Consider the following 23439-nt stretch of genomic DNA (forward strand, 5'->3'; position numbering starts at 1 on the left):
GTGACTGACAAACCCGGGGCGAGTGCATAGAATGATGAACAGAACAATTTCAAATCATGCGACAGTCAAGGAGCGTCCGGTGACCACACTGGATCAGAAGCCGGCACGGGCCGAGGGCCGCAAGGACCCCTGGAGCCAGATGCTCGAGAAAGTGGGCAAGAACCAGGATCGACAGGCATACCATGCCCTGTTCGAGCACTTTGGCCCACAGATCAAGTACTACGCCATGGCTAATGGCCTGGCGAGTCATGCCGAAGAGCTGGTCCAGGAAGTATTCGTGTCTATCTGGCGTCGCTCGTGCCTCTATGACTGGCGCAAGGCTGCCGCTTCCACCTGGATTTTCACCATCGCCCGTAATCAGCGCATCGACATGCTGCGCAAGATGAAGCGCACCAGCGCGGAGATGCCGGTCGAGACCGAAGATCTGTGGCAGATTCCTGGCGAAAACGACGATGAGCCGGTGACCTCGCTGCATCGCCTGATGTCCGAGCGCCGGGTGAGAGAATCTCTCAGCCACCTCCCGGAAGAACAGATTACTGTAATCGCCAAGGTTTACATGGAAAGCAAGTCACACCAGATGGTGGCCGACGAGCTTAATATACCGTTGGGTACCGTAAAAAGTCGGGTTCGCCTGGCGCTGAACAAACTGAAAGTGATTTTGCAGGACCAGAACGTATGACACGGCATCACCCAGACACCTTGACTCTGATGGAATACAGCGCGGGCAATCTCAGTGAGCCCCACGCGCTGTGTATTCGCCTTCATCTGGACCAGTGCCCTCACTGCCGCAGCCGTGTTGATACGCTCGACAGCCTGGGGGCCGTAATGATGGAAAGCCAGCCCCAGGTGGGTGTCTCGTCGGACATGTTTGACTCCATCCTGTCGCGCATCGACAGCGAGCCGGATATGACCGAGAAGTACATTCAATCGCAGGCCAGACGCATGAGCCCGCTGCAGAAGCTGTTGGGGGATAACCTGAACGACCTGCCCTGGAAGCGTCAGTTAGGCGATGTGAGCGTGCTGGATATCAGTGAAAGGTTCCCGGGCCAGAGCGAGCAGGTTGTATTGCAGAAACTGGCCGCCGGCGGCAAGGCACCGGTCCACACTCACCGTGGAGACGAAACCACCATCGTGCTTCAGGGCGCATTCGCGGATCAGAAAGGCGTGTTCAATCAATGGGACTTTGTCGTCCTCAACCAGGAAGATGAGCATAAGCCCGTTGCTGTTGGTTGCGAAGACTGCATTACCCTGTCGGTTCTGAGTGCCCCTGTCAAACTGACCGGCACCTTTACCCGTTTACTGAACCCCTTTATCCGCTGAGACGGCCTGCCGTCTCAGCGGCTCTCCCATCACCACGGAATAGCGGAACCATCCCAGCCGAGGAAGGCCCCGTTGTCGTCCTCGGTCAAGCCTTCAGCCACCTTCAGGATATTGCCTGCCGTTTCGCCGGGCTCGTGCACATTGAGCTTCGCCAGCGACCGGGTAAAAGGCCGGCTCAGTGGGGATAACGTGGTTCCCGGATGCACAGCAACACAAGCCACAGGTCGATACTTCCTCGGCAATTCAATCGACAGGTTACGCACCAGCATATTCAACGCTGCTTTGGAGCTTCGGTAGGCATACCAGCCGCCAAACCCATTATCGCCAATCGAGCCGACCTTGGCAGAGACTGCCACGATGCGTTTGAAGCGCCGGTGGCGAAGCCAGGGTGAAACGGCCTGAACCAACATCGCAAACCCGGTGGCGTTCACAGCAAACGCATGAGCAAAAGCCCGGGCATCCAGATCTTCCAGTCGCTTTTCGGGCTTCATTCCGGGGCCATGCAGTATCCCTGCGGCATAAATCACGGTATCCAGCCCCGCCTCTACCGGCACCAACGCTTTGAGCTTTTCGACTACGGTCCGGGTACTGCTGCTTTCGGCTGCGTCCCACGGAATCAGTAATATCCGACCTGCGTGCTCCTCGCTGAAAGTAACCGCCGAAGGATTGCGGCACAGCCCCACGATCGAAACCCCGGGGTCATGCTCCAGCAGTCGCACGGCCAGGGCATGACCAATAGCGCCCGAGATCCCGGCAATCAATACCTGCTTCTTAGAAACTCCCGACCCGTATCCCATCATCAAGTGAAACCATCAGATGGATACGAATATTTTTGGTTTCAGACCGGCCTTGGCGGTGAACCGGAAATTAAAACGGGCGTATGAATAGAAGCGTTGACACCACTTGCTGCATTGAGGAGAGACTTCCATGCAATACCAGGCCCCGGCGAATGACCTTCGCTTTTTGCTGTTTGATGTCCTTGGCGCCGACAAACTCCATGAACTGGAAAAGTACGCAGATGCCACCCCTGACCTGATTTCGGCGGTCATCGACGAGGCCGGCAAGCTGGCTGCGGAAGTGATCCAGCCTACCAACCAGACCGGCGACCGCCAGGGTTGTCAGTACAACCCGGAAACCCACGAGGTGACCACCCCGGATGGTTTCCGCGAAGCCTACAAGAAGTTTGTCGAGGGTGGCTGGACAGCACTGGACGCGCCGCTGCAATACGGCGGTCAGGGGTTGCCCCACACACTGAAGTTCGTGGTGGATGAGATGGTATGCTCTACCAACCTGTCCCTGGGCATGTACCCGGGCCTGACCCATGGCGCCATCAGCGCTCTCTACGCCCACGGCTCTGAAGAGCTGAAAGACACCTACCTGGAAAAGCTGATTTCCGGCCAGTGGACCGGCACCATGTGCCTGACCGAGCCCCAGTGCGGTACCGACCTGGGGCTGATCCGTACCCGTGCCACCCCCAACGAAGACCGCTCCTACGCCATCGAAGGTACCAAGATCTGGATCACCGGTGGCGAGCACGATCTGGTCGACAACATCGTACACCTGGTACTGGCCAAGCTGCCCGGTGCGCCAGATACCACCAAGGGTATTTCCCTGTTTGTGGTACCCAAGGTGCTGCCGGATTCCGGTGAGCGCAACCCGGCCTTCTGTGGCGGGCTGGAACACAAAATGGGCATCAAGGGGTCGGCCACCTGCGTCATGAACTTTGAAGGCGCCAAAGGCTGGCTGGTGGGCGAACCCAATGACGGCATGCGCGCCATGTTCACCATGATGAACGAAGCCCGCCTGATGGTAGGCATGCAGGGCCTGGGTCTGGCGGAAATGGCGTACCAGGAGAGCCTGGCGTTTGCCCGTGAACGCCTGCAAAGTCGTTCCCTCAGCGGCCCCAAGAATCCCGACGGCCCGGCAGATCCGATCATCGTGCATCCCGACGTACGCCGTATGCTGATGCGTCAGAAGGTGCTTAACGAGGGCATGCGTGCGCTGGCCCTGTTTACCGGCCACAAACTGGACCTGTCGGTGGCCCATGGCGATGAATCGATTCGCGAATCGGCGGATGACCTGGTTCAGCTGCTCACTCCGGTAGTGAAATCCTTCCTCACTGACGAAGGCTTTAACAACGCCAACACCGGCCTGCAGGTACTGGGCGGCTCCGGCTTCACCACTGACTGGCCACTGGAGCAACTGGTACGGGACGGTCGTATCGCCCGTATCTATGAAGGCACCAATGGCATCCAGGCGATGGATCTGGTGGGCCGCAAGCTCAGCCTCAAGGGCGGTCAGCTGGTACGCACCCTGTTTGCGGAACTGACCGGCTACCTCAAGGAAAATCCGGAAGCGCCACACCGGGAGGAGTTGAAGGGTGCCATAAAGTCGCTGGAGTCGGCCACGATGTGGATCGCCAGCAATGCTCCCAGGGATCCGGAGCAGGCCGGAGCGGCCGCAACGCCTTACCTGCGCCTGATGGCGCTGACCGTCATCGCCTACCTCTGGTCCCGCATGGCAGGCGTGGCGCAGGCTCAACTGGATTCCGGCGAAGGCAACAAGCCGCTGCTGGAAGGCAAGCTGGTCTCGGCTCGCTTTTACTTCGAGAAGCTGCTGCCGGAAATCCAGTGGCTGCAGCAGGACATTGAGAGCGGAAAAGACTCGCTCATGGCCTTCGAAGACGACCACTGGGCAGCATAATCTGTCATTTCCGGCCATGCCTGAAACTATGGCCGGAAATGACTGATATTTGTCAAGCCCTGACCTACCGGACGACACGTTTATAAACGATACTGATTACGTTGATTAGTGTCTCTGAACTAGTCCGGCCCACCCCCCGTCGGGTTGGGCACTTGCTTACAGGCCACGCTCTTGCGTGGCCTTTTTTTATGCCCCGCAATCGTTCCCTCCGATATCCTCACCCGCCATCCATTAGAGACAGCCGGCAGGCCTGGGTTACAATCGATACTTTTCCGCGGAGATGCAGTATGACGGGCGACGATTTTCACTTCCGCTTTGGCGGTATCGAGCGACTTTATGGCCGCAGGGCTCTGGAGCGCTTCCGTCACGCTCATATTGCCATTGTTGGCCTGGGCGGTGTCGGCTCCTGGGCAGCGGAAGCCCTGGCTCGCTCCGGTATCGGTGCGTTGACGCTGATTGATATGGACGACATCTGCGTTTCCAACACCAACCGGCAGCTCCATGCTGTGACCGGCCAGTATGGCCGCACCAAGACCGACGCCATGGCTGAACGCCTTCGAGGCATCAACCCTGAAGCCGATATCCGTGTCCACTTCGGATTTCTGAACACCAAAAATGTCAGCGAACTGATCACGCCGGAAATGTCCGGGGTGGTTGATGCTATTGATAGCGTCAAAGCCAAGGCAGCGTTGATCTCCCATTGCCAGCGGCAAAAGATTCCGCTGGTGTGTGCCGGCGGTGCCGGAGGTCAGATGGACCCGACCCAGATCCGCGTCGGCGACCTCAGCAAGACCACCCAGGATCCACTGCTGGCGAAAGTTCGTAACCTGCTGCGTCGGGAATACGGTTTCTCACGCAATCCCAAACGCCGTTTCGGAATTGAAGCCGTGTACTCCCTTGAACAGCTCACGTATCCTGCAGGGGACGGTGAGGTGTGCCTCCAGAAGCCGGCCACCGAAGGCCCGGTAAGGCTGGATTGCGCCTCAGGGTTTGGCGCCGCCAGCCCGGTTACCGCCAGTTTCGGTTTTTTTGCAGCGGCCAGGCTTCTGGCAAGGCTTGCACGCAAGGCGGAATCGGACACCGCAGCAACCTCCCCTGCCGGACTAAAGAACTAACCTACAACTCAATGGAACTGATGCAAATATGACCGTCAGCACTGTTTTTATACTTGCCTGCATCGGCGTGCTCTCCCTGTTCTGCCAGTGGCTCGCCTGGCGCGTTCGCATGCCTGCGATCCTGTTCCTGCTGGCAGGCGGTATAGCGGCGGGCCCGTTGTTCGGGTTTCTGGATCCCGAGGCGGTGTTCGGCGACCTGCTGTTCCCGGTGATTTCCCTGGCGGTTGCCATCATCCTGTTCGAGGGCAGCCTGACCCTACGTTATGAAGAGATCCGCGGCCACGGCAAGATGGTTCGCAACCTCATTCCGGTGGGCTCTGTGGTCACCTGTTTTATCGGTACCCTTGCTGCTCGCTGGATACTGGATGTGTCCTGGGAGGTAGCGCTGCTGTTCGGGGCCATATCCATTGTTACCGGCCCAACGGTTATTGCGCCCCTGCTGAGGTCTGTCCGGCCGGACGCCAAGCTTGCCAATATCCTGCGCTGGGAAGGCATCATCATTGATCCGGTCGGCGCCCTGCTGGCGGTTCTGGTATTCGAGGGTATCGTATCCTGGGGTCAGGGCAATGTGTTCGGCCATTCCATGTATATCTTCGGAAAAACCCTGGCGGTGGGCTTCCTGCTCGGCGCCGCGGCGGGCTGGCTCAACGGCATTGCCCTGCGCAAGCACCTGTTGCCGCAGTATCTGCATAACGCCGGCACCCTGACCTTCATGCTCGGCGTCTATGCCCTGTCCAATGAAATGGCCCATGAGTCCGGCCTGCTAACAGTCACCGTGATGGGCATCTGGATGGCAAACATGAAGCAGGTGCCCATCGACGCCATTCTGGAATTCAAGGAATCCCTCAGTGTGCTGCTGATATCCGCGCTGTTCATCATCCTCGCCGCACGGGTCGAGTTTGGAGCCATTGCCCAACTGGGCTGGGGCCTGGTGGTCGTGCTCGCGCTACTGATGCTGGTGGCGCGCCCGGTGAGCATTTTTCTTTCGGCCATCGGCACCAACCTCAACTGGCGCGACAAGCTGTTTCTGAGCTGGATTGCCCCCAGGGGCATCGTAGCGGCGGCGGTATCCGCCCTGTTCGCGTTCCAGTTACAGGAGCTGGGCTATGAGAGTGCCGGTGCACTGGTACCCCTGATCTTCATGCTGATCATTGCCACCGTCACCCTGCAGAGCCTCACCGCGCGACCGCTGGCCAAGTTGCTGGGGGTGGCCGAACCGGCCGCCTACGGCTTCCTGATTCTGGGCGCCAATCCGGTGGCACGAAAAATCGGCCTGGCCCTGAAAAAACTGGAAGTACCTGTCACTCTGGCAGATACCAACTGGGAAAACGTCAAGCAGGCGCGGATGGAGGACCTGCAGGTTTACTTCGGCAACCCGGTGTCCGAACACGCGTCTACCCATCTTGACCTGACCGGTATTGGCAACCTGTTGGTAATCTCCCCCTACAAACACATGAACTCGCTGGCCACCTATCACTTCCTGGACTGGTTTGGTAAGAATTCGGTGCTGACACTGGCGGAAGGGGACCAGGACCAGAAAGCCAGGCACCAGACTGCAGAGAAAATCCAGATGACCCGGGGGCTTTTTGGTGGGGTGAGCTATGCCAAACTTGCAAGCCTGGCGAGCCAGGGATATACGGTCAAAACCACCCAGCTCAGTGATGAGTTTACGTTTGACGATTTTCTGGAAAAGTACGACCGCCAGGCGATGGTGCTGTTTGTGCTGGATAGCCGTGAACACATCATGCCGGTCAAAAGCATGGATAACATCAAGCCGGAAAAAGACTGGACCCTGGTCAGCCTGGTACCGCCCCAGGCTTGGAAGGAACGCAAGGAGCGGGATACTGGTGAAACGCCTGAGCCCGCTCCCGCCTGATCACATCAACGGCTACGGCAATCAAGCACCAGTTTGCCTCTGACGTGCCCGCCTTCGAGCAGCCGGTGGGCCTCTGCCACCTGATCCAGCGTAAAGGTCTCGTCGATGTGCACCCGCACATCGCCGTCCTCGATCAGTTCGGCAATCTCGTCAAGATGGAAGACATCGGGGCGGACGGTCATGCCGTGGGCCCTCAACCCCAGCGCTTCCGCTGCGGTAATGATTTCGTCGGCGGTGACCGTGGGTATCGTCACCAGCACGCCATGCTCGCTGAGGGTATGCAGGGAACGCTTGCCGGCCTCGCCACCCACCAGGTCCAGAACCACATCCAGGCCGTAGCATTCGTCCACCACATCGGTGGTGTGGTAATCAATGACCTCATGAACGCCAAAGGCTGCCAGGAAATCACGGTTGCTTGCTGAAGCCGTGGCGATGACATGGGCTCCACGCTCCAGTGCAAACTGAACGGCAAAATGACCAACGCCACCAGCGCCGGCATGAATCAGTACTTTCTGGCCTGCCTCCAGTTCCGCCACTTCAAACAACGCCTGCCAGGCCGTCAGCGCCGCCAGCGGCAAGGCACCTGCAGTTACCAGGTCCAGCTCCTCCGGTACAATGGCCAACTCATCGGCACGGGCAACGACATAGTCTGAATAGCCCCCTCCACTGGCAGGAAAACCCACCATGCCCATAACCCGGTCGCCGGGCACCAGGGTAGTCACATCACTACCGACGGCAATCACTTCACCGGCGGCATCAAATCCCGGGGTCCATGGCAGGTGATCTTCAATCTGCCGCGCAACAAAGCCCAGCCCCTTGCGGGTTTTCCAGTCAATGGGATTCAGCCCGGCGCCAGCTACCCTGAACAGCACCTCCTCGGCACCAGGCTCCGGGATTTCGGAAGATTCAATCCGGAGTACGTCAGCGTCGCCAAAGCGGTCGTAGATGACACGGCGCATGGCGTTGCCTGCATTGGATTCAGCGGTGTTTTCCATGATGTTCTCCAGACAGCTTCAGGGACAGGACAGAATCATTTGTTCAGACTAGCAGAAACTTCACGGTGTGGTATCAGCGGCTGCATCAAACCCGCGACCTCCCGGCACCATGGCGCCGCCGAGGATATCGGCAAATTCAGGAGGCATCCGTGTAGGCCGCTGGCTCTTCATGTTGACACAGGCATGGGTAGATATCGCTCGCACCAACGTCTTACCGTCGGATTCCCGCACCAGCTGGAACTGGCGCGCTGAGCGAAAACGGCCGTCAAACCCGGTCAGCCAGGTACCGAGCACCAGGCGATCACCGGCGTTGGCAGCAGCCAGGTAATCAATTTCAGTGCGGGTAATAGCCATGGCCTTACCGGTTTTTTCATGCAGCTCCCAGCTCATTCCCAGGCTGTCGATATGCTGCCAGCTGATTTCCTCCAGCCAGCGCACATACACCACATTGTTGGCGTGCCCCAGCCTGTCGGTATCCTCAGCACGCACATCAATGGTCATGGTGAAGGGCTCGGGAAGATCCCAGCCCATCGGGTTGCCATTACTCATTGCTGTCTCCTCCCAGGCCCGGAATGGCGGATAACGCTAACCGGCCGATACGGTCGTTGTGAAGTGAACCAAAGTAGAGATAGCCGTCATGGGGATTAACCGACGTAATCTCCTGCAGATGGCTACCACGAGTATCATGCAGGCTGGTAATGACCCCGCCCTCCTCATCCATTGCCACCACCAACCCGTACTGCTGGGGCTCAGGCAGGAAATAGTCCGGCAGTTTGGCCAGCAGATCCTTGAGCCAGGGCTGGCGGTGCAGGGCATCAACCTGAGGATTTCTCAGGGTGGGAAAAGCCACCCAGTAACGGCCTTCTTTGTCGACCGCCAGGTTATCGGGAAACCCCGGCAGATTGTCGGCAAAGACCTCCGCCTGGCCGGGGCTACGTCCGCCAATCCAGTACTTGAGAATACGATACTTCCAGGTCTCGTTGACCAGCACATACTCGCCGTCCGGTGACACTGCCACCCCATTGGCGAAATGCAGATTGCTCAGCAGAACCTCGGTTCGTTGCGTAACCGGATCGTAGCGTAACAGGCGACCATGGGGGCGCATTTCCAGTAAATCCAGCTGGTAGTCCGGCAGACGGAAACGGGAGCTGGCGTCGGTAAAATAAATAACGCCGTCGGGGGCAATATCCACGTCGTCGGTAAACCGGAAGGGCAGCCCCTCCGCTTCACGGGTCAGCACGGTTATGGTTTTATCAGGCGCAACGGACAACAACCCCTTGATGGCATCCGCGACGATCAGGTTACCCTGGCGATCGAACACCATGCCCAGGGGCCGTCCGCCGGTCTTCAGCCACTTCTCGGCCCGCCCGTCCGGCCAGACCCGGGCAATCCAGCCGTCCTGAGTGCCGGTATAGAGCACGCCGTCTTCATCCACGGTGGTATCTTCGGGACCGTAGACCTCCCCCCTGGCCAGAAGATCGGCCAACCGCAGGCGCTCGTTCGGGGTCAGCTCACCGGTCAATGGCCGCGGCGACGGAGCTTTCCAGGACTGGCTGTTGATGGGAGAAGGCGACAACAGAAAACTGCCCAACACCAGAAAAACGATCAGCAAAGCCCCGAGAAGCCACTTCATAGATGATGCCTGTTCCTGTCAGATACAATGTCGTCACCTTATCAGACACCCGCCCCGGGCTGAACTGGCGAGTGTCACTGATCCGCGAGGAACCGTCGACACAGCGCAGCGAAGCTGTCCGGCTTTTCCGCATGCAGCCAGTGTCCCGTGCCGGCAATGATACGCAGATCCGCGTTGGGAAAACGCCGGCGGATATCCTCGCGATGTTTCTCCTGGATGTAAGCTGAATCGGCGCCCTTGATAAACAGGACCGGCCCCTCAAACGGAACGTCCCCATCAGGCGCCTGGGCAAGTTTCGGATAACACTCTTCAATCACTGGCAGGTTCAGCCGCCAGCGGTAGGGCCCGGAATGCTCGTTACGCTCGTCGTCCGTCACCCGCACCAGATTTTTCAGCAGAAACTGCCGGACACCAGGCTCTTCAACGTAGTCAGCCAGTATCCTGTCTGCATCCTGGCGCGACCGGATCGAGGCCAGGTCCACAGACTTGAGGCCTTCCAGAACAACATCGTGACGGGGGTGATAGGTCACCGGCGCGATATCCGCGACAGTAATCCGGTCAACCCGCTCCGGGGCCTGGAGCGCCACCTGCATTGCGGTCTTGCCTCCCATGGAGTGGCCCAGTATCGAAGCCTTGTCCAGGCCCCGGGCATCCATATAGGCCAGTACATCGTCCGCCATGGCGGGATAGTCCATGGTATCCGTATGGGGCGAACTGCCATGGTTGCGCTGGTCCAGAGCATGGACCTGCCACTGGTCCTGCAGCCGGCGGCTGATAACACCGAGATTATCCAGTGAGCCGAACAGGCCATGCAGCAGGATCAGCGGTGGGCCCTCGCCGGTAATGCGGTAGTTGAGCTCAACACTCATGAGCAGGATCTCCTGTGACACCAGTAAACCGTCTACATTACCATCGGTGGCCAAAGGCACAAGGGGGAAGGGGCTTGACGTGGATGGGGCTTGGAATGAAAGAGACTCAGCGACCAGAAGGACCGGTTCTGACCACAAAAAAGCCGGAGTTTCCTCCGGCATCAGGTCATAACACGTAATGTATTCCGACTACGATAGTCAGAAGGCTCAGCAGTAATACATGCTGTTCAGGTATTCAGCCAGTGCCGCAATGTTGGAACGTTCCAGCTCGTTATGGGGAACAAAGATTTCCAGATCCATGAAAACACCTCCTGTCTCAATCTGTTTGGGTGAGAATCCTCAGTAACTTAATGCTATCGTTGTTACAGTGATTAACCATTGACAGGCTGTCCCACAGGCTTGACATTTTGTATCAGCATGGATGAATTCGTGTTAACCATTGAACAAAGGTGACCGTGAACGCTCCACAGGCAGAAGCCACCACATCGCCACTGGTTGCAGCTTCAAGTACGCTGGCACTGGTTCACTACCTCGACCGGCAAGGGGTGCTGGACGCCCCCACCGTGGAGAAGATTACGGGCTTTCACCGTAATGACCTGACCGACCCGGATCTTCGAATCCCCGCTGAACGCCACTACCGCCTGTGGGAATACGCCGAACAGGCCACCGGTGACCCGGCGGTGGGACTCCATGCCGGCCAGGTGATCGACCCGGAACGCATGGGACTGGTCGGCCACGTGTTCTTCAATTGCGATACCCTCGGCGAGGCCGTTACCCAGTATGTCCGCCTGCACCGGCTGATCAATGAGTCAGTCACACTGAGTTTCGAGCAGGCTGGCGACCTGGCCATTCTCACCTGGCAAGCGGATTCTCCTACACACTACTCTCGCCAGGATATGGACCGGACGCTGGCGGCCGCCCTGTGCCGCACCCGGCATTTTATTCACTCCTCCATCGTCGCCGAATGGGCCGAGATCGCGCATCCGGAGCCCTCCTATGGAAAGGAATACCAGCGCCTTCTGGGTGGAAGCATCTATTTTGGCTCGGGCACCACCCGTCTTGCCTTCAACAGCCGGCACCTGAGCCATCCGATCCCTCACCGCAATCCCTATGTGTATTCAGCGGTACTCAGACAGGTCAACACGCTGCTGGCCCGCCTCCAGAGCCGACGCACCTTTGGCCGCAAAATCCGCCGACTGATCTCCCGGCAGATGGCTACCGAACGTATTGATGCCGACACTCTTGCCAGACAGTGTCATATGAGCCGCCAGACCCTTTACCGGCGACTGAAGAAGGAAGGGCTGGGATTCCACGAACTGGTGGAGGAGGTGCGCAAGGATAAGGCCCTGCGTTACGTGGCGGCGGACCATTACGCGCTGGGCGAAATTGCGTTTCTGCTGGGCTTTTCCGAGCTCAGCGCCTTCAGCCGTGCCTTCAAACGCTGGACGGGGATGGCACCGGCCCAGTATCGGGCCCGCCACCAATCCAGCGAAGCCGGGGAAACGCCAGAATGACTCTGCCCGACATCTCCTGGCTCGCCGCCATCATTGGGCTGCTTTATCTGGCGGCTGCCACCTGTATTTACCGGATACTGATGACCTACCGCACGGCCCAGGGCGCGCTTGCCTGGGTTCTGGCGCTGATCGGCCTGCCCTATATCGCTGTCCCCATGTTTCTGCTGTTCGGGCGCAACCGATTCGGAGGCTATCTGAAAGCCCGGCGAATCGGCGATACCGCAGTCACCGACTTGCTGAATCGCTTCGAGCACCAGGCCGCGTCCATCAATCAGCAGGATCATGAGCATTTCGATGATGAACTCCAGGTGCTCTGCAAGCTGGGCCGGCAACCCTTCACCAAAGGCAACCAGTGTGACTTGCTGAAGGACGGGGAAGCCACCTTCGAAGCTCTGTTTGATGCCATGGAAAACGCTCGCCGCTATATTCTCCTGGAGTTCTATATTGTCCGCTCCGACAGAATTGGCCAGCGCATAAAATCGATTCTGAAACGCAAACTCGCCCAGGGCGTGGAAGTGTGGTTTCTGTATGACGACATTGGCAGTGTCTGGTTACCACGGAAATATCTCCGGGAACTGGCTGCCGCCGGAGCGAAGGTAGCTTCCTTCGGGGATGGCAATCTCCGCCGCATGCGGCTACAGGTGAACTTCCGCAATCATCGAAAACTGCTGGTCTGTGACGGGGAAGTGGGATTTGTCGGGGGGATTAACCTTGGCGATGAGTACCTGGGCACGGCCATGGATGAGGAACCCTGGCGTGACAGCCACTGCCGCATTACAGGGCCGGCGGTCACCGGCCTGCAACTGGCATGGCTGGAAGACTGGAACTGGGCCAGCGAGGAGTTCCCCACCCTCAACTGGTCACCCTCCATGCCCTCAGGCGGTGATCAGGAAGTTCTTATTCTGCCCACCGGGCCAGCAGACACCTATGAAACCTGCACACTGTTTTTCCTGAACTGCATCAACAACGCCCGCGAACGGATCTGGATTGCCTCGCCCTATTTCGTGCCGGACTTTCAGATCATGAATGCCCTGCAACTGGCAGCGCTCCGGGGTGTCGATGTGCGGATCATCATTCCGGAAAAGTCCGACAGCAGGCTGATCAGGCTTGCCGCCTACTCCTATCTGGTCCAGGCCAGCCGGGCTGGCATTACTATCTACCAGTACCAGCAGGGTTTCATGCACCAGAAAATGGTTCTGGTGGACAACCGCTACGCGGCGCTGGGTACGGCCAATCTGGACAACCGCTCCATGCGGTTGAACTTCGAGATCACTGCCATCGTCACTGCCAGCGACTTTGTGGACGGTGTCGAGCGCATGCTGGAGGAAGACCTGGTCAGCTGTCGCCTCATGAGCGACCGCGACTACCGGGACCGTTCCCTCCTGTTCCGCCTGGCCTGCAGAACCGTTCGCCTGGCGGCCCCCCTGCTCTGAACCGGGCCCATGCCGCGGCACCGGTTTCGATGTGACCATTTTCCGGACGGGAAGAATGTGAGAGTATGCCAGAACCATTGAGCCAGCATGCTGTAACGAAGCAGGACCATGACCACATTCAAGCCCCGCGAAACTCTGACCGAGCAGGTCGCACGCCACATTGAAAATCTCATCGCGTTTGGCCAGCTCCGCTCCGGCGAGCGCATCTACGAAAGTGCCATGGCAAAACAGATGGACGTCAGCCACGGCTCAATCCGGGAAGGACTGTTATTGCTGGAAAAACGCCACCTGGTGCAGAACGTGCCCCGCAAGGGAGCATTTGTTACGCCGCTGGATGAGTTTTTTGTGCGCAGTCTTTATGAAGTCCTGCAACTGTACCTCACCCATACCGGTCGCAAGCTGGTGCGGCAGTGGCAACCCGCTGACATGGACAAGCTCGAATCCCTTTACCAGCGCATGAAAGCCTGCCACGACAACAATAACCTGCTGGTTTTTCTGGAACTGGGCATCGAATACACTCAGGCCTCTCTGGCTTACGCCGACAATTATTTCATTGTTTCGGCGATTGAGGATCTGTGGCCATCCGCTAAACGCTGTGCCTTTGTCGCTTTTCAGCGTGGGGGGAATCGCGTGCTTGAAGACAACCTGGAGCACGTACGTGAATCCATCGATGCCATCCGGGCCCACGATGAAGAGCGCCTGACGGAGATCCTGGCAAAGTACGCTGAACAGCAATGCCAGCAGGTACTTGAAGCCATTGGCACTACCCCTGCCACTGCATGACCCTTCCCTGTGTCCGGCCGTTCAGTCAAACAGGCGGGTAAACGAAAACCCCAGACTCAGGTAGGCGCTCCAATCGTCCTCATTGTTGTAAGCCGTGGCAATCTGAAGCGGCCCCAGAAACGATTCAACCCCGGCAAACACACTGGCTGAGTGCAACAGATTGTTCCAGCGGGCATCCCCCAACGACGACCAGGCGTTACCGGACTCAAAACCCACCCCGGCAAACCAGGGTACAAAGGGCCCACCGAACTCTTGCCGGGCAAAGACACTGGCAAGGGCGGCATCCTCACCGGCTACCTCCCCCTGACTGTATGCCGACAACCGGCGAAAGCCGCCCAGTAACACCGAATTCTCGATACCCGCAACACCACGGGTGACGGTATTTGCGAACAGAAGACCGGTGATGCTGGTCTTGTTCCAGCTTGCCGTGCCCAGAGCCATTATCCGCACCGAATCAAAGTTGCGGTCAGAGCCCAGACCGGGACGTTCGATACGGCCCCGGATCCCCGCATAACCGCCGGATTCGGGAAGAAAGGTATCATCCAGGGAATCATGCACCAGCCGCAAGCTGAGGCTGCCGCTCTGGATTGACCCCGAGGGCGCCACAGGCTCCCCCACCTGCTCGTCAACAGTGGCATACCCGCGTTCATATTCAAGCCGGATCTCTCCATTGACCCCCAGCTCGGTCCCCACGGCAAGATCCACCTGTCGGGTGGTAATATCCACCTCGGTGATGCGCTCGCCTTCGCCATCGAACGCGCTCAGGCTCTCCCGGGAGTATTCTCCGCCGACGGTCAGGAAACGCTTGAATCCGTAGTCCAGAGGTTGGAACCACTCGGTCCTGACCCAGGGCTCGGTACCCAACTGGAGCCCGGTGGCCCATTCACCGCCAAGAGCGTTAAGTTCGGTCATGCGTAATGACGTCGCCAGATTAAACCGGGTTTCGTTCTCGAAGTTGTCTTCGTAGTTGAGGCCGAAAGAAAGATAGTTCGGCCCCCAGCTTTTCTCACGCACCCGGATAACAAGGTCAGTGCCACCAGAGTCCGATGGTGCCAGGGAGTAGGAAACGGTCTCATAATAGCCCAGACCGTAGATACGCTTGAGATCCTGCTCAAGCCGGTCAACATCCAGCGGCTCGCCGATTTTCTGGTGTATGCGCTGGCGCAGGAAATCGCCCGCCAGGCGAGACTTATCATCCACGCGGATGTCGGTAATCAGGCCGGGGCTGAATGAGCGTGCCTTCACCCGGCTACGGAACTGGACCCACTGCTCGTCGCTTACACTCAGGTGGCGAAGCTCGCCGGCATGTTCGCGGGCACCACTGGCGCCGAGTTCAAACAGCGCAGGTGCCTCGTAGAAATCCGCCGAGGACAATCCTTCCAGATCAGGCCTGATTATGATGTCCTGATCCGTCAGCAGTTCCAGCTGCTGTTCGGTATTCTGCCGGGTCATCATGGTGGTTAGCTGCCCAACCACCGAAAATGCCTCCCGAATCTCATCCCGTTCCAGCAGCGGGTCGGTAATGTCGACCGCGATGATGATTTCGGCACCCAGATCCCTGGCCACACTGACCGGCAGATTATTGGCCACGCCGCCGTCGACCAGCAAACGCCCGTCCAGGCTAACCGGCGCATAGACTCCGGGGATACTCATGCTGGCCCGAATTGCCTCAGAAAGATTGCCATTGCCAATGATGACCTGATCCCCGGTCTCCAGATCCGTGGCAACCGCACGAAAAGGGATCGCCAGCTTGTCAAAATCCTCTACCAGTGAGGCGCTGCGGGTAAGTTCGTTGAGAATGAAACCAAGGTTCTGGCCGGCAATAATGCCGCCCCCGAGATGAAGCCCGTCCAGGCGTACACCAAGGCCGGGCGCTACCGGAAACCGCCAGTCCTGTCGCTTTCGTCTGACAGGTTTGTAGGCACGGCCGGGGTCATCGCGAAAACTCGAGACCCAGTCCATATCCATAAAACGTTCTTCGATTTCGTGAACGTCCATACCCGAGGCGTAAAGTGCGCCGACGGCCGAGCCGGCACTGGTGCCTACCACGATATCCACCGGTATTTTCAGTTCTTCCAGCACGCGCAGCACACCTACATGGGCCATGCCCTTGGCGCCACCACCGCTGAGCACCAGCCCTACCTTTGGCCGCCCGGCATCGGCCAGCGCCGGCATTCCAGCCAGGACTGCAACCATCAGAACCAGTAATCTCAATGCTGACATCATCCCGCCTGTGATTTACTGGTCGTCCTTGCGGTCGTCATCTGCCAGCGACAGGTGGGATACATCAGGGACAACCGGTGGCGGCAGGTCTCGCTTGACGCCCAGTTCGGTGCCCGGTGGCGCCAGTGTCCAGTCGTCCAGATGCTGGAACATCGGGGCCGGCGCCTCCCTGTGCTCCTCAAGGGTTACGCCGACCGGGTCCAGAGTCAGACCGGAACCGGACAGGATCGAATCAACCTTCTCACCAGCCACCGGCAAGCGATCGCCCGGTTCCACAGCCACTGACGAGGCAGGGTTATCGGCGGCCGCCGTCTGTTCCGCGGCGGGTTGACGTGGTGCCTGCTCAGGTTGAGACTGTGCCCGGGGCTCGGGTTCTGGCGCCGGGCGGGACGGAGGAGGCGGAGCCGTGCCTTCCATTGCCTGCACATAGGCCACCATACCGTGTTTGTGCAACACTGCCCGGTATTTCTCCGCCTGCACCTCTTCCAGTTTGTTGCGGATAACCACCGGCTGACCACTGAACATGCGGTCAACCTGTTCTACTGTGGCCTTGAACAGGTTTTTTGCGTTATTACGGGCTGTCCCCGGGTCTGTCCCCGGCGTGCACTCACCTTTGAAAACAAGCTGGAACATGATCCTGCCTCTACTGATTCTGTTTTTAACATCATAGTTTATCCTGGTGGGCGCCGGAAACTCGTGGCTGGCCACCCGCTATGAAGGCAAACTGCAAACAATTGAAAAATGCGTGCATAAATCACGCAAAATTTCCGGAACTCTGCGATAATGAACAGTAACTAAATGTTACATATATTTACATGCCGCCAACCGCCACGGACTCACATCACAGGAGTGACTCCATGCCCATCAGAAGCATTACTGGCGCCATTGCCCTGTTGCTGGCAACGGCCTTACAGCCCGCAACAGCCAGTAATCTGGACCTTCTGCTGAGCGGAATCTTTCCGGACCAGCAAGCCACCTATATCGGCTATGAAAGCGTGGAGAGAGAGGATATACCCGTCACCTCCCATATTGAACGCAAGTACCTGGTGGTGGACTTCCGCTTCAAGTCCGAGCCGCCCAGCGGCCAGTTACAGGCCAGCGTTCACAAGGTCTGCATGGCAATCCTGAAAGACAGGGAACTGATTCAGTCTCTGTCTGACTCGGGTTACGATATGGTGGCTGTCGCCTTTGACCGACAATCACAGTACGACTGCCTCTGAAGCAGCCCTACTGATCCCGCCCCAGCAGGCGCGGAAATGCATCCAGCGCACTGTTCACCGAATCCAGATTGAAAGCCTCGATATCTGCCAGCAACTTCTCTCCATAGCGGGTTACCGAAGGTGACCGGAACCGCTTGCCCCACTCCAGCAGGCGCGTTGCAAAATCCTTCATCTGTTCCGGGTCGCCGCTTTCACGGACGGTTTCCCATTCATTCCCGAAGTCCCTCGCCAGTTGCTCCCGCAGCCAGCCACGCTCCTGCATGCTGAGAGTCTGGGCCAGCAAGCGCTCTGACTCTTCCGGCGCGCCTTCCTCCTCGGCCTGCTCCTCAGTCACTTCCACCCTGGGCAGGCTGACGGTAAAGGTGGACCCCGCCCCCGGCTCACTCTCAACCTTCAACTCGCCACCCATCATTCTCACCAGCTTGCGGCTGATGGCAAGGCCCAGGCCGGTGCCTCCGTACCGCCGACTGTTCTGCCCTTCCTGTTGTTCGAAAGCATCGAAAATCTGCTCCTGCTGATCGAGGGGGATGCCAATACCGGTGTCCGCAACGGTAATCACCAGGCGATACCAGCGGCGCTTGTCGTGCTCACCACCTGCGCCGGACTCACCATCTTCGGATTTATGGGGCGTGGCGGTGGCACGAACGGTCACGCCTCCTTCATGGGTAAATTTGATGGCGTTACCCACCAGATTGAACAGCACCTGACGCAGTCGGGTTTCGTCCAGCATCATTGCCACCGGCATTTTGGAATGAACGCTGACCTCAAGCGAAATGCCCTGCTCGGTCGCTCTCAGGTCAAATATATGCCGCACATCACTGAGCAGGCGGCGCACGGAAACGGCCGAATAGTCCAGCCGCATTTTGCCTGCCTCAATGCGGGAAAGGTCAAGGATATCGTTGATCAGCATCAGCAGGCTGCGACTCCCTGCACGAATGGCGTCAAGGTAATTCCGTTGCTGGGGGTCTGTCACCGTGTTGCTGAGCAGATCGCTGTAGCCAATGACCGCATTCATCGGCGTGCGTATCTCGTGGGACATATTGGCAAGGAATTCACTCTTGGTCAGGCTGGCTGCCTCCGCCTCCCGCGCCAGGCGCTCCGCTTCCAGCTTGGCTGCCCTGAGCTCGTCTTCACTTCTGCGCAGGGCGTTTTCCGAACGGATTCGCTCGTCCACCTCACGCGACAACTTGCGGTTCCAGTACAGGAAGATCAGCACCACAACGATGGCGATCAGCACAATCCGGCGCACCACGGTGTAATCGGTTTCCTGTTCGATATCCAGATGGATCCAGCGGTTGTAGATCGACTCGGTTTCCGATGCATCCAGGCTGCCCAGGGCCTTGTTCAGAATTCGGTGCAATTCCGGCCGGCCCTTGTCGACCGCGAAACGCAGCTCGTATTCATAGGGGGTGATGCTGGTAATCCTCAGGTTGGAAAGCCCCAGGCGGGCCACCGTGTAACTCACTGCCGGAATGTGCGTGACCATTACATCCAGATCCCCATTGGATAGCGCCAGCAACCCTTCCTCGATGGACGTCACGGGGTAGAGATCGAGGTTGGGATGATTGATCAGCAGGTAATCATGCCCGGCCTGACGATTCACCACACCCACTTTCTCGTCCCTGAGCTGCTGCAATTCTCCGATAAAACGCCCGTCATCACGGATTGCCAGGGCAATTGGAACGGTCAGATAGGCACGACTGAAAAGGAATTCGTCCTCCACCCGGGGGGTTCGCGACAGCGCCGGGAGTATGTCCACGTCCCCGTTGCGCAGGGCCGCTTCGGCATTGGCGCTGTCGGCCATCACTTCGCGACTGAATCGAACATTGAGCTGTTTTTCCAGGCGGGTGACCAGATCCGGCACGAGGCCGGTGGCCTGACCATCCTGGGTAAACTCGAATGGTGGCCAGTCTGGCCGGAAGGCCACTGTCAGATCGGAGTTTTGTTTGAGGAATTCACTTTCAGTCAGAGACAGCGCAATGGCGGATGGATCCTGAGCTGGCAACTCTGTTTGTAACCAGGACTGGCGAATGGTGCGATGTTCGTTATGGCCGATAGCCAGGACTGCCTGATTGAGCACCCGGTACGCCTGATCTTCACTCGCGCTGACTTCAAGCACTACGTCCACTGATTGATGGCTCAGCAGCGTGGCCATGCCCACCCCGTTCACCATGGCGGACTGAAGGTAGTCGGAAACCACCGGAACCGGTCCCAGGAAGGCGTCAGCCTGGCCGGAAAGAAGCATACTCACTGCCTCACTGACACTGCTGACGGGCACCGGAGACAGGCGGTCGACCGGGTCGAGCAGAGAAAACTGATTGGGATCGTTTGTGATCAGGGCTATTCGGGCACCTTCAAGATCTGACAGCTTGCGGATGCCCGCATCCCCCGAATGGACAAAGATGCCGTAGGTCAGGCTCATCATTGGCGATGTTACGGCGACCCCGGACGGCACCGGTTGACGGGCCAGGCGGGTGTTCAGCCTGGCGTCCAGCGTGCCATCGCCGAGCCATTCCTCCAGCTGCGCCTCGCTGCCTGCAACCGGCTCCACCGGCACATCCAGCTTGTCCGATATCCGCTCAAGATAGTCAATGAACAGACCGGCCAGTTGCCCCTCCCCTGTGTCGAATGCCAGGGGGACCTGGTCGGCACGGACACCGATGCGGAAGACGTCGCGGTCCTGCAGCCATTGCAGATCTGCACTGCCCAGAACCGGTGCCGGGGAAGGTTGAGGCGGCTCTGCCGCCGACATACCGGAACCCAGAAGGCAGTAGACTAGCAACAGAAAATAAAAGCCGACCCTCACTGGATATCCTCACCGGTTTGGCTACAGTTCAGGGAACCATACCCGTAAATTCTTCTGATTGCATTCAGCGGGTTACCCGCATTATCGTGGGTACACCCGCAGTCATCGACAAAATGGGGATTACCCCAGGGAGAACCACTACGATGGACACCAGCAATCACACGTTCAGCACCCTGTTCGAGCAGCTTGGCATGCCCTCTGACAAACAGAGCATTGAGGATTTCATTGCGAAGCACTCGCCCCTTCCTTCAGAGATTGCTCTGCAGGATGCGCCGTTCTGGTCCGAAAGCCAGTCCCACTTTCTGGAAGAGGGACTGGAAGACGACTCCGACTGGGCAGAAATTATCGATGAGCTGGATGCGCTGATGCGTCACTGATCAGCACCCTGTCGCGACCCGAGTCCTTGGCCTGGTAGAGCGCTTTGTCCGCGCGGTCAAAAACGTCGTCCTCATCGTCGCCTTCAACAAATTCCGCAAGCCCGGCGGAAAATGTCACCGATACAGGCTCGCCCCGAAAATGGAACGGCAAGGCTGAGATATGCTTGCGCATGCCGTCAAGAACGGAGCTGGCGACGTCCGGTGGCGTCTCCGGCATCAGAATAACAAATTCCTCACCCCCAAAGCGGGCAATGAAATCCGTTGTTCTCAGCCGGTCACTCAGGGCCTTGGCGACCAGCTGCAGCACTCTGTCTCCGGCCTTATGGCCATAGCAATCGTTCACCCGCTTGAAATAATCAATATCAAGCACGCCAACCGTCAGGGGGTGCCGGTAGCGCTGCCAACGCTGATATTCGAAGGCAAGGCGTTCCTGCCAGGCTTCCCTATTGGGCAACTGGGTCAGCACATCCCTCAGCGCCTTCTGGCGCTCTTCGGCCAGTTCTTCCCGCATCTGCTCCGAGTGGGTTTCAACCGCCGCCAGCTTTTCGTGCATCAGTTCCAGCTGTTGTGACAGGTTCCTCTCGCGCTCGGTCTCCTGGGTACGAAAGCGTTCCACAGCCCCACTGATCGACTCCAGATGCTGCCCCACTGAAGCTTTCAGCTGGTCGAAATCGGCACTGGACTCCACCTGCTCGCCAAGTGTCTGCAGTTCATCCCGGATTTCACGATCCAATGCTTCTGAGGCATTGAGGCGCCCGGTCTGCGCCGTAGACTGGTCGGAAAAACACTGCCGCAATGACTCCAGCCGCTCATCCAGCCGCCGAAGAAAGGCTTCGAATTCCCTCTGGCTTCGGGTAACGGCAGCGATAACCAGCTCCGCGACCCCGTTCAGACCTTCACGCAATTCGTCCCAGTTATCACTGTTCAGCAGGGACTCCTGAAGTCGCCTGGCTCTGGCCTCGGACGCTGGATCCAGAGACACCTGGCCCAGCATGTGCCCCAGCAACTCGCCCACCCGCCGGGCAACTCTCAGGCGTTGGCCCGTTTCTTCGGCATCACCCCGGTCCAGATACGCTTCGTCGCTGGACGCTTCGACGGTCTCGACACGGGCGCCGGAACCGAACAGTCTGCCCAACACGCCAGGCTTACCCCCCTGGTCCACCGTTTCTGTCAGCCCGGTTTCCAGAACTCCCGCGAAATCCGACAGCCAGAGGGTAAAGTGCAATTGCAGCGTATCCGGTTTACGGAGTCGTTTTTCCAGGTCCCGGAGGCGATCCTTGCTGCTGGCAAACAGGGAGTGGGAACGCAGCCCCGATAACAGGTGTTCAAGAGTGGCCCTGGTCCGGCGCGCAGAATCCGCTTTTTGTTCGTCGAGTGCCGACACCTGGCGGTCGATCCGGTCCTGGAGTTTGTGCCAGCTCCCGGAATCCAGAGAATCTTTACGCAGCTCGCTGCGCAGGCTGGCCAGCAAGCGGTCCAGTTCCTGGTTCTGGCCTTCCGAGGCCAGGCTGGTACGGACAAGCATGCGCTGGAACTGATTCCGTTCAGCGGTCCACTGCGACTCGCGTTCTTCAGCCAACTCAATGGCTGCCAGGTACTTTTCTTTCCAGGCCGAATCCGATGACATTTACCTCTCCCTGCCTTGCTTTTGGCCACGGCGGGCACGGGGGTGGCTCTGGTCGTATACCTTTGCCAGGTGCTGAAAATCGAGATGAGTATAGACTTGTGTTGTTGCTATGTCGGCATGGCCCAGTAGTTCCTGAACAGCACGCAGGTCGCCGCTGGATTCCAGCATATGACTGGCGAAGGAGTGCCGAAGAAGATGAGGATGCAACCGTTGGTCGGCCCCTTTCGCCAGGCCCCAACGGCTGAGCCGGGACTGTATGCTGCGGGTGCTTAGCCTGTCACCCCGACGGCTTACATACAGGGCGCTTTCTCCCTCAGGCGCTATTGTCTGGCGCACTTCAAGCCAGTTGGCAAGTGCATCCAGCGCCTTGCGGCCTACGGGAAGGATGCGCTCCTTGTTGCCTTTACCCATCACCCGGACCTCGCCCCCACGATGGTCCACCGAGTGAAGGTCCAGGCCTGCCAGTTCCGACAAGCGCAGCCCGGATGAATACATCAGCTCGAACATGCTCAGGTCGCGAATTTCCAGTGGATCGTCAGGGGCCGCGTCCAGCAGATGATTAAGCTGGTCGACGTCAGCCACCTTGGGCAGACGCCTGCCAGCCTTCGGGGCGCGGATATCCAGGGCGGGGTTATCCGTAGCGAGACGTTCACGCAGCAGGTATTCGTAAAAGCGACGTATTGCAGAGAGGTGGCGGGCGATACTGCGCCCGCCAAGCCCTTCACGGCTCAACTGGGCGACGTAGCGCCGCAGATCATGGCTGGTCACCGACCGCCAGGCAGCGGATAGCTGTCGCTCAACCCAGACAAGGAAACGATTGAGATCCTCACGGTAACTGCTGCAGGTGCGCGGCGAGTGCCGTTTTTCCGAGGCCAGGTAACGCAGAAAACCTTCCAATGGCTCTGCGAGCGCGGCAGATGTGCTCCTCTCCGCGGCCGGCGTCAT

Annotated in this window: 20 protein-coding genes; 10 read left to right on the forward strand and 10 right to left on the reverse strand. The window is 58.6% G+C overall.

The features are described 5' to 3' along the window. The first annotated feature begins 79 nt into the window (after window positions 1–79). Together FO268_RS16305 and FO268_RS16310 are read left to right on the forward strand one after the other, a co-directional pair. Window positions 80–679: a sigma-70 family RNA polymerase sigma factor gene (locus FO268_RS16305; RefSeq protein WP_027830778.1), complete on the forward strand. Its 600-nt coding sequence runs from the start codon at window positions 80–82 to the stop codon at window positions 677–679. Further along, window positions 676–1320 (forward strand): ChrR family anti-sigma-E factor, encoded by a 645-nt coding sequence (locus tag FO268_RS16310; RefSeq protein ID WP_150994321.1) that lies wholly within the window; start codon window positions 676–678, stop codon window positions 1318–1320. The genes FO268_RS16305 and FO268_RS16310 overlap by 4 nt, the downstream gene beginning before the upstream one ends. Window positions 1321–1349: 29 nt before the next feature. On the opposite strand, the gene FO268_RS16315 is transcribed toward FO268_RS16310, so the two are convergent. Then, window positions 1350–2120, reverse strand: coding sequence for an SDR family NAD(P)-dependent oxidoreductase (locus FO268_RS16315; RefSeq protein WP_225316797.1), 771 nt, complete (start codon window positions 2118–2120; stop codon window positions 1350–1352). A gap of 127 nt (window positions 2121–2247) precedes the next feature. Between FO268_RS16315 and FO268_RS16320 the strand changes: the two genes are divergently transcribed. From FO268_RS16320 to FO268_RS16330, 3 genes are all read left to right on the forward strand, one after another. Continuing rightward, a complete protein-coding gene (locus FO268_RS16320) occupies window positions 2248–4023 on the forward strand; it encodes an acyl-CoA dehydrogenase C-terminal domain-containing protein (RefSeq protein WP_150994322.1) in 1776 nt (591 codons plus the stop codon). A 287-nt stretch (window positions 4024–4310) separates the two neighbouring features. Then, window positions 4311–5138, forward strand: coding sequence for a tRNA cyclic N6-threonylcarbamoyladenosine(37) synthase TcdA (tcdA, locus tag FO268_RS16325; RefSeq protein ID WP_150994323.1), 828 nt, complete (start codon window positions 4311–4313; stop codon window positions 5136–5138). 28 nt (window positions 5139–5166) lie between these two features. Further along, on the forward strand, window positions 5167–7014 hold the full coding sequence (locus FO268_RS16330; RefSeq protein WP_150994324.1) for a cation:proton antiporter: 1848 nt from the start codon (window positions 5167–5169) through the stop codon (window positions 7012–7014). 5 nt (window positions 7015–7019) lie between these two features. Here the strand turns inward: FO268_RS16330 and FO268_RS16335 are convergent, their stop codons facing one another. From FO268_RS16335 to FO268_RS16350, 4 genes are all read right to left on the reverse strand, one after another. After that, window positions 7020–8009 (reverse strand): NADP-dependent oxidoreductase, encoded by a 990-nt coding sequence (locus tag FO268_RS16335; RefSeq protein WP_150994325.1) that lies wholly within the window; start codon window positions 8007–8009, stop codon window positions 7020–7022. 60 nt (window positions 8010–8069) lie between these two features. Next, window positions 8070–8558, reverse strand: coding sequence for an acyl-CoA thioesterase (locus FO268_RS16340; protein ID WP_150994326.1), 489 nt, complete (start codon window positions 8556–8558; stop codon window positions 8070–8072). Further along, window positions 8551–9642, reverse strand: a complete 1092-nt coding sequence (locus FO268_RS16345; RefSeq protein ID WP_150994327.1) for an SMP-30/gluconolactonase/LRE family protein — start codon at window positions 9640–9642, stop codon at window positions 8551–8553. The genes FO268_RS16340 and FO268_RS16345 overlap by 8 nt, the downstream gene beginning before the upstream one ends. 74 nt (window positions 9643–9716) lie before the next feature. Next, window positions 9717–10511 (reverse strand): alpha/beta fold hydrolase, encoded by a 795-nt coding sequence (locus tag FO268_RS16350; RefSeq protein ID WP_150994328.1) that lies wholly within the window; start codon window positions 10509–10511, stop codon window positions 9717–9719. A gap of 455 nt (window positions 10512–10966) precedes the next feature. On the opposite strand from FO268_RS16350, the gene FO268_RS16355 reads away from it, so the two are divergent. The 3 genes from FO268_RS16355 (at window position 10967) to FO268_RS16365 (ending at window position 14241) form a co-directional block, all read left to right on the forward strand. Further along, complete coding sequence (locus FO268_RS16355) at window positions 10967–12025, forward strand: AraC family transcriptional regulator (RefSeq protein WP_150994329.1); 1059 nt, start codon at window positions 10967–10969, stop codon at window positions 12023–12025. Continuing rightward, window positions 12022–13458, forward strand: coding sequence for a cardiolipin synthase (gene cls / locus FO268_RS16360; protein WP_227716516.1), 1437 nt, complete (start codon window positions 12022–12024; stop codon window positions 13456–13458). The genes FO268_RS16355 and cls overlap by 4 nt, the downstream gene beginning before the upstream one ends. A 108-nt stretch (window positions 13459–13566) precedes the next feature. Next, the gene (locus FO268_RS16365; protein WP_150994330.1) at window positions 13567–14241 is read left to right on the forward strand and encodes a GntR family transcriptional regulator; all 675 of its coding nucleotides are present in this window, start codon (window positions 13567–13569) and stop codon (window positions 14239–14241) included. 21 nt (window positions 14242–14262) lie between these two features. On the opposite strand, the gene FO268_RS16370 is transcribed toward FO268_RS16365, so the two are convergent. Both FO268_RS16370 and FO268_RS16375 read right to left on the reverse strand, forming a co-directional pair. Continuing rightward, complete coding sequence (locus FO268_RS16370) at window positions 14263–16464, reverse strand: patatin-like phospholipase family protein (RefSeq protein ID WP_225316798.1); 2202 nt, start codon at window positions 16462–16464, stop codon at window positions 14263–14265. A gap of 15 nt (window positions 16465–16479) precedes the next feature. Continuing rightward, window positions 16480–17097 (reverse strand): hypothetical protein, encoded by a 618-nt coding sequence (locus FO268_RS16375; RefSeq protein ID WP_150994332.1) that lies wholly within the window; start codon window positions 17095–17097, stop codon window positions 16480–16482. 224 nt (window positions 17098–17321) lie between these two features. Here FO268_RS16375 and FO268_RS16380 point away from each other — a divergent pair, with 224 nt between their 5' ends. Next, window positions 17322–17684, forward strand: coding sequence for a hypothetical protein (locus tag FO268_RS16380; RefSeq protein WP_191966979.1), 363 nt, complete (start codon window positions 17322–17324; stop codon window positions 17682–17684). Between the two features lie 7 nt (window positions 17685–17691). Here the strand turns inward: FO268_RS16380 and FO268_RS16385 are convergent, their stop codons facing one another. After that, the gene (locus FO268_RS16385; protein ID WP_150994333.1) at window positions 17692–20436 is read right to left on the reverse strand and encodes a transporter substrate-binding domain-containing protein; all 2745 of its coding nucleotides are present in this window, start codon (window positions 20434–20436) and stop codon (window positions 17692–17694) included. Between the two features lie 197 nt (window positions 20437–20633). On the opposite strand from FO268_RS16385, the gene FO268_RS16390 reads away from it, so the two are divergent. After that, the gene (locus FO268_RS16390) at window positions 20634–20867 is read left to right on the forward strand and encodes a DUF2789 domain-containing protein (RefSeq protein ID WP_150994334.1); all 234 of its coding nucleotides are present in this window, start codon (window positions 20634–20636) and stop codon (window positions 20865–20867) included. Here the strand turns inward: FO268_RS16390 and FO268_RS23040 are convergent. Together FO268_RS23040 and xerC are read right to left on the reverse strand one after the other, a co-directional pair. Beyond that, complete coding sequence (locus tag FO268_RS23040; RefSeq protein WP_225316799.1) at window positions 20833–22494, reverse strand: GGDEF domain-containing protein; 1662 nt, start codon at window positions 22492–22494, stop codon at window positions 20833–20835. The genes FO268_RS16390 and FO268_RS23040 overlap by 35 nt on opposite strands. Next, window positions 22495–23439 (reverse strand): tyrosine recombinase XerC, encoded by a 945-nt coding sequence (xerC, locus tag FO268_RS16400; RefSeq protein ID WP_150994335.1) that lies wholly within the window; start codon window positions 23437–23439, stop codon window positions 22495–22497.

Origin of the sequence: Marinobacter denitrificans (assembly GCF_008795955.1) — a bacterium.
GTDB lineage: Bacteria > Pseudomonadota > Gammaproteobacteria > Pseudomonadales > Oleiphilaceae > Marinobacter > Marinobacter denitrificans.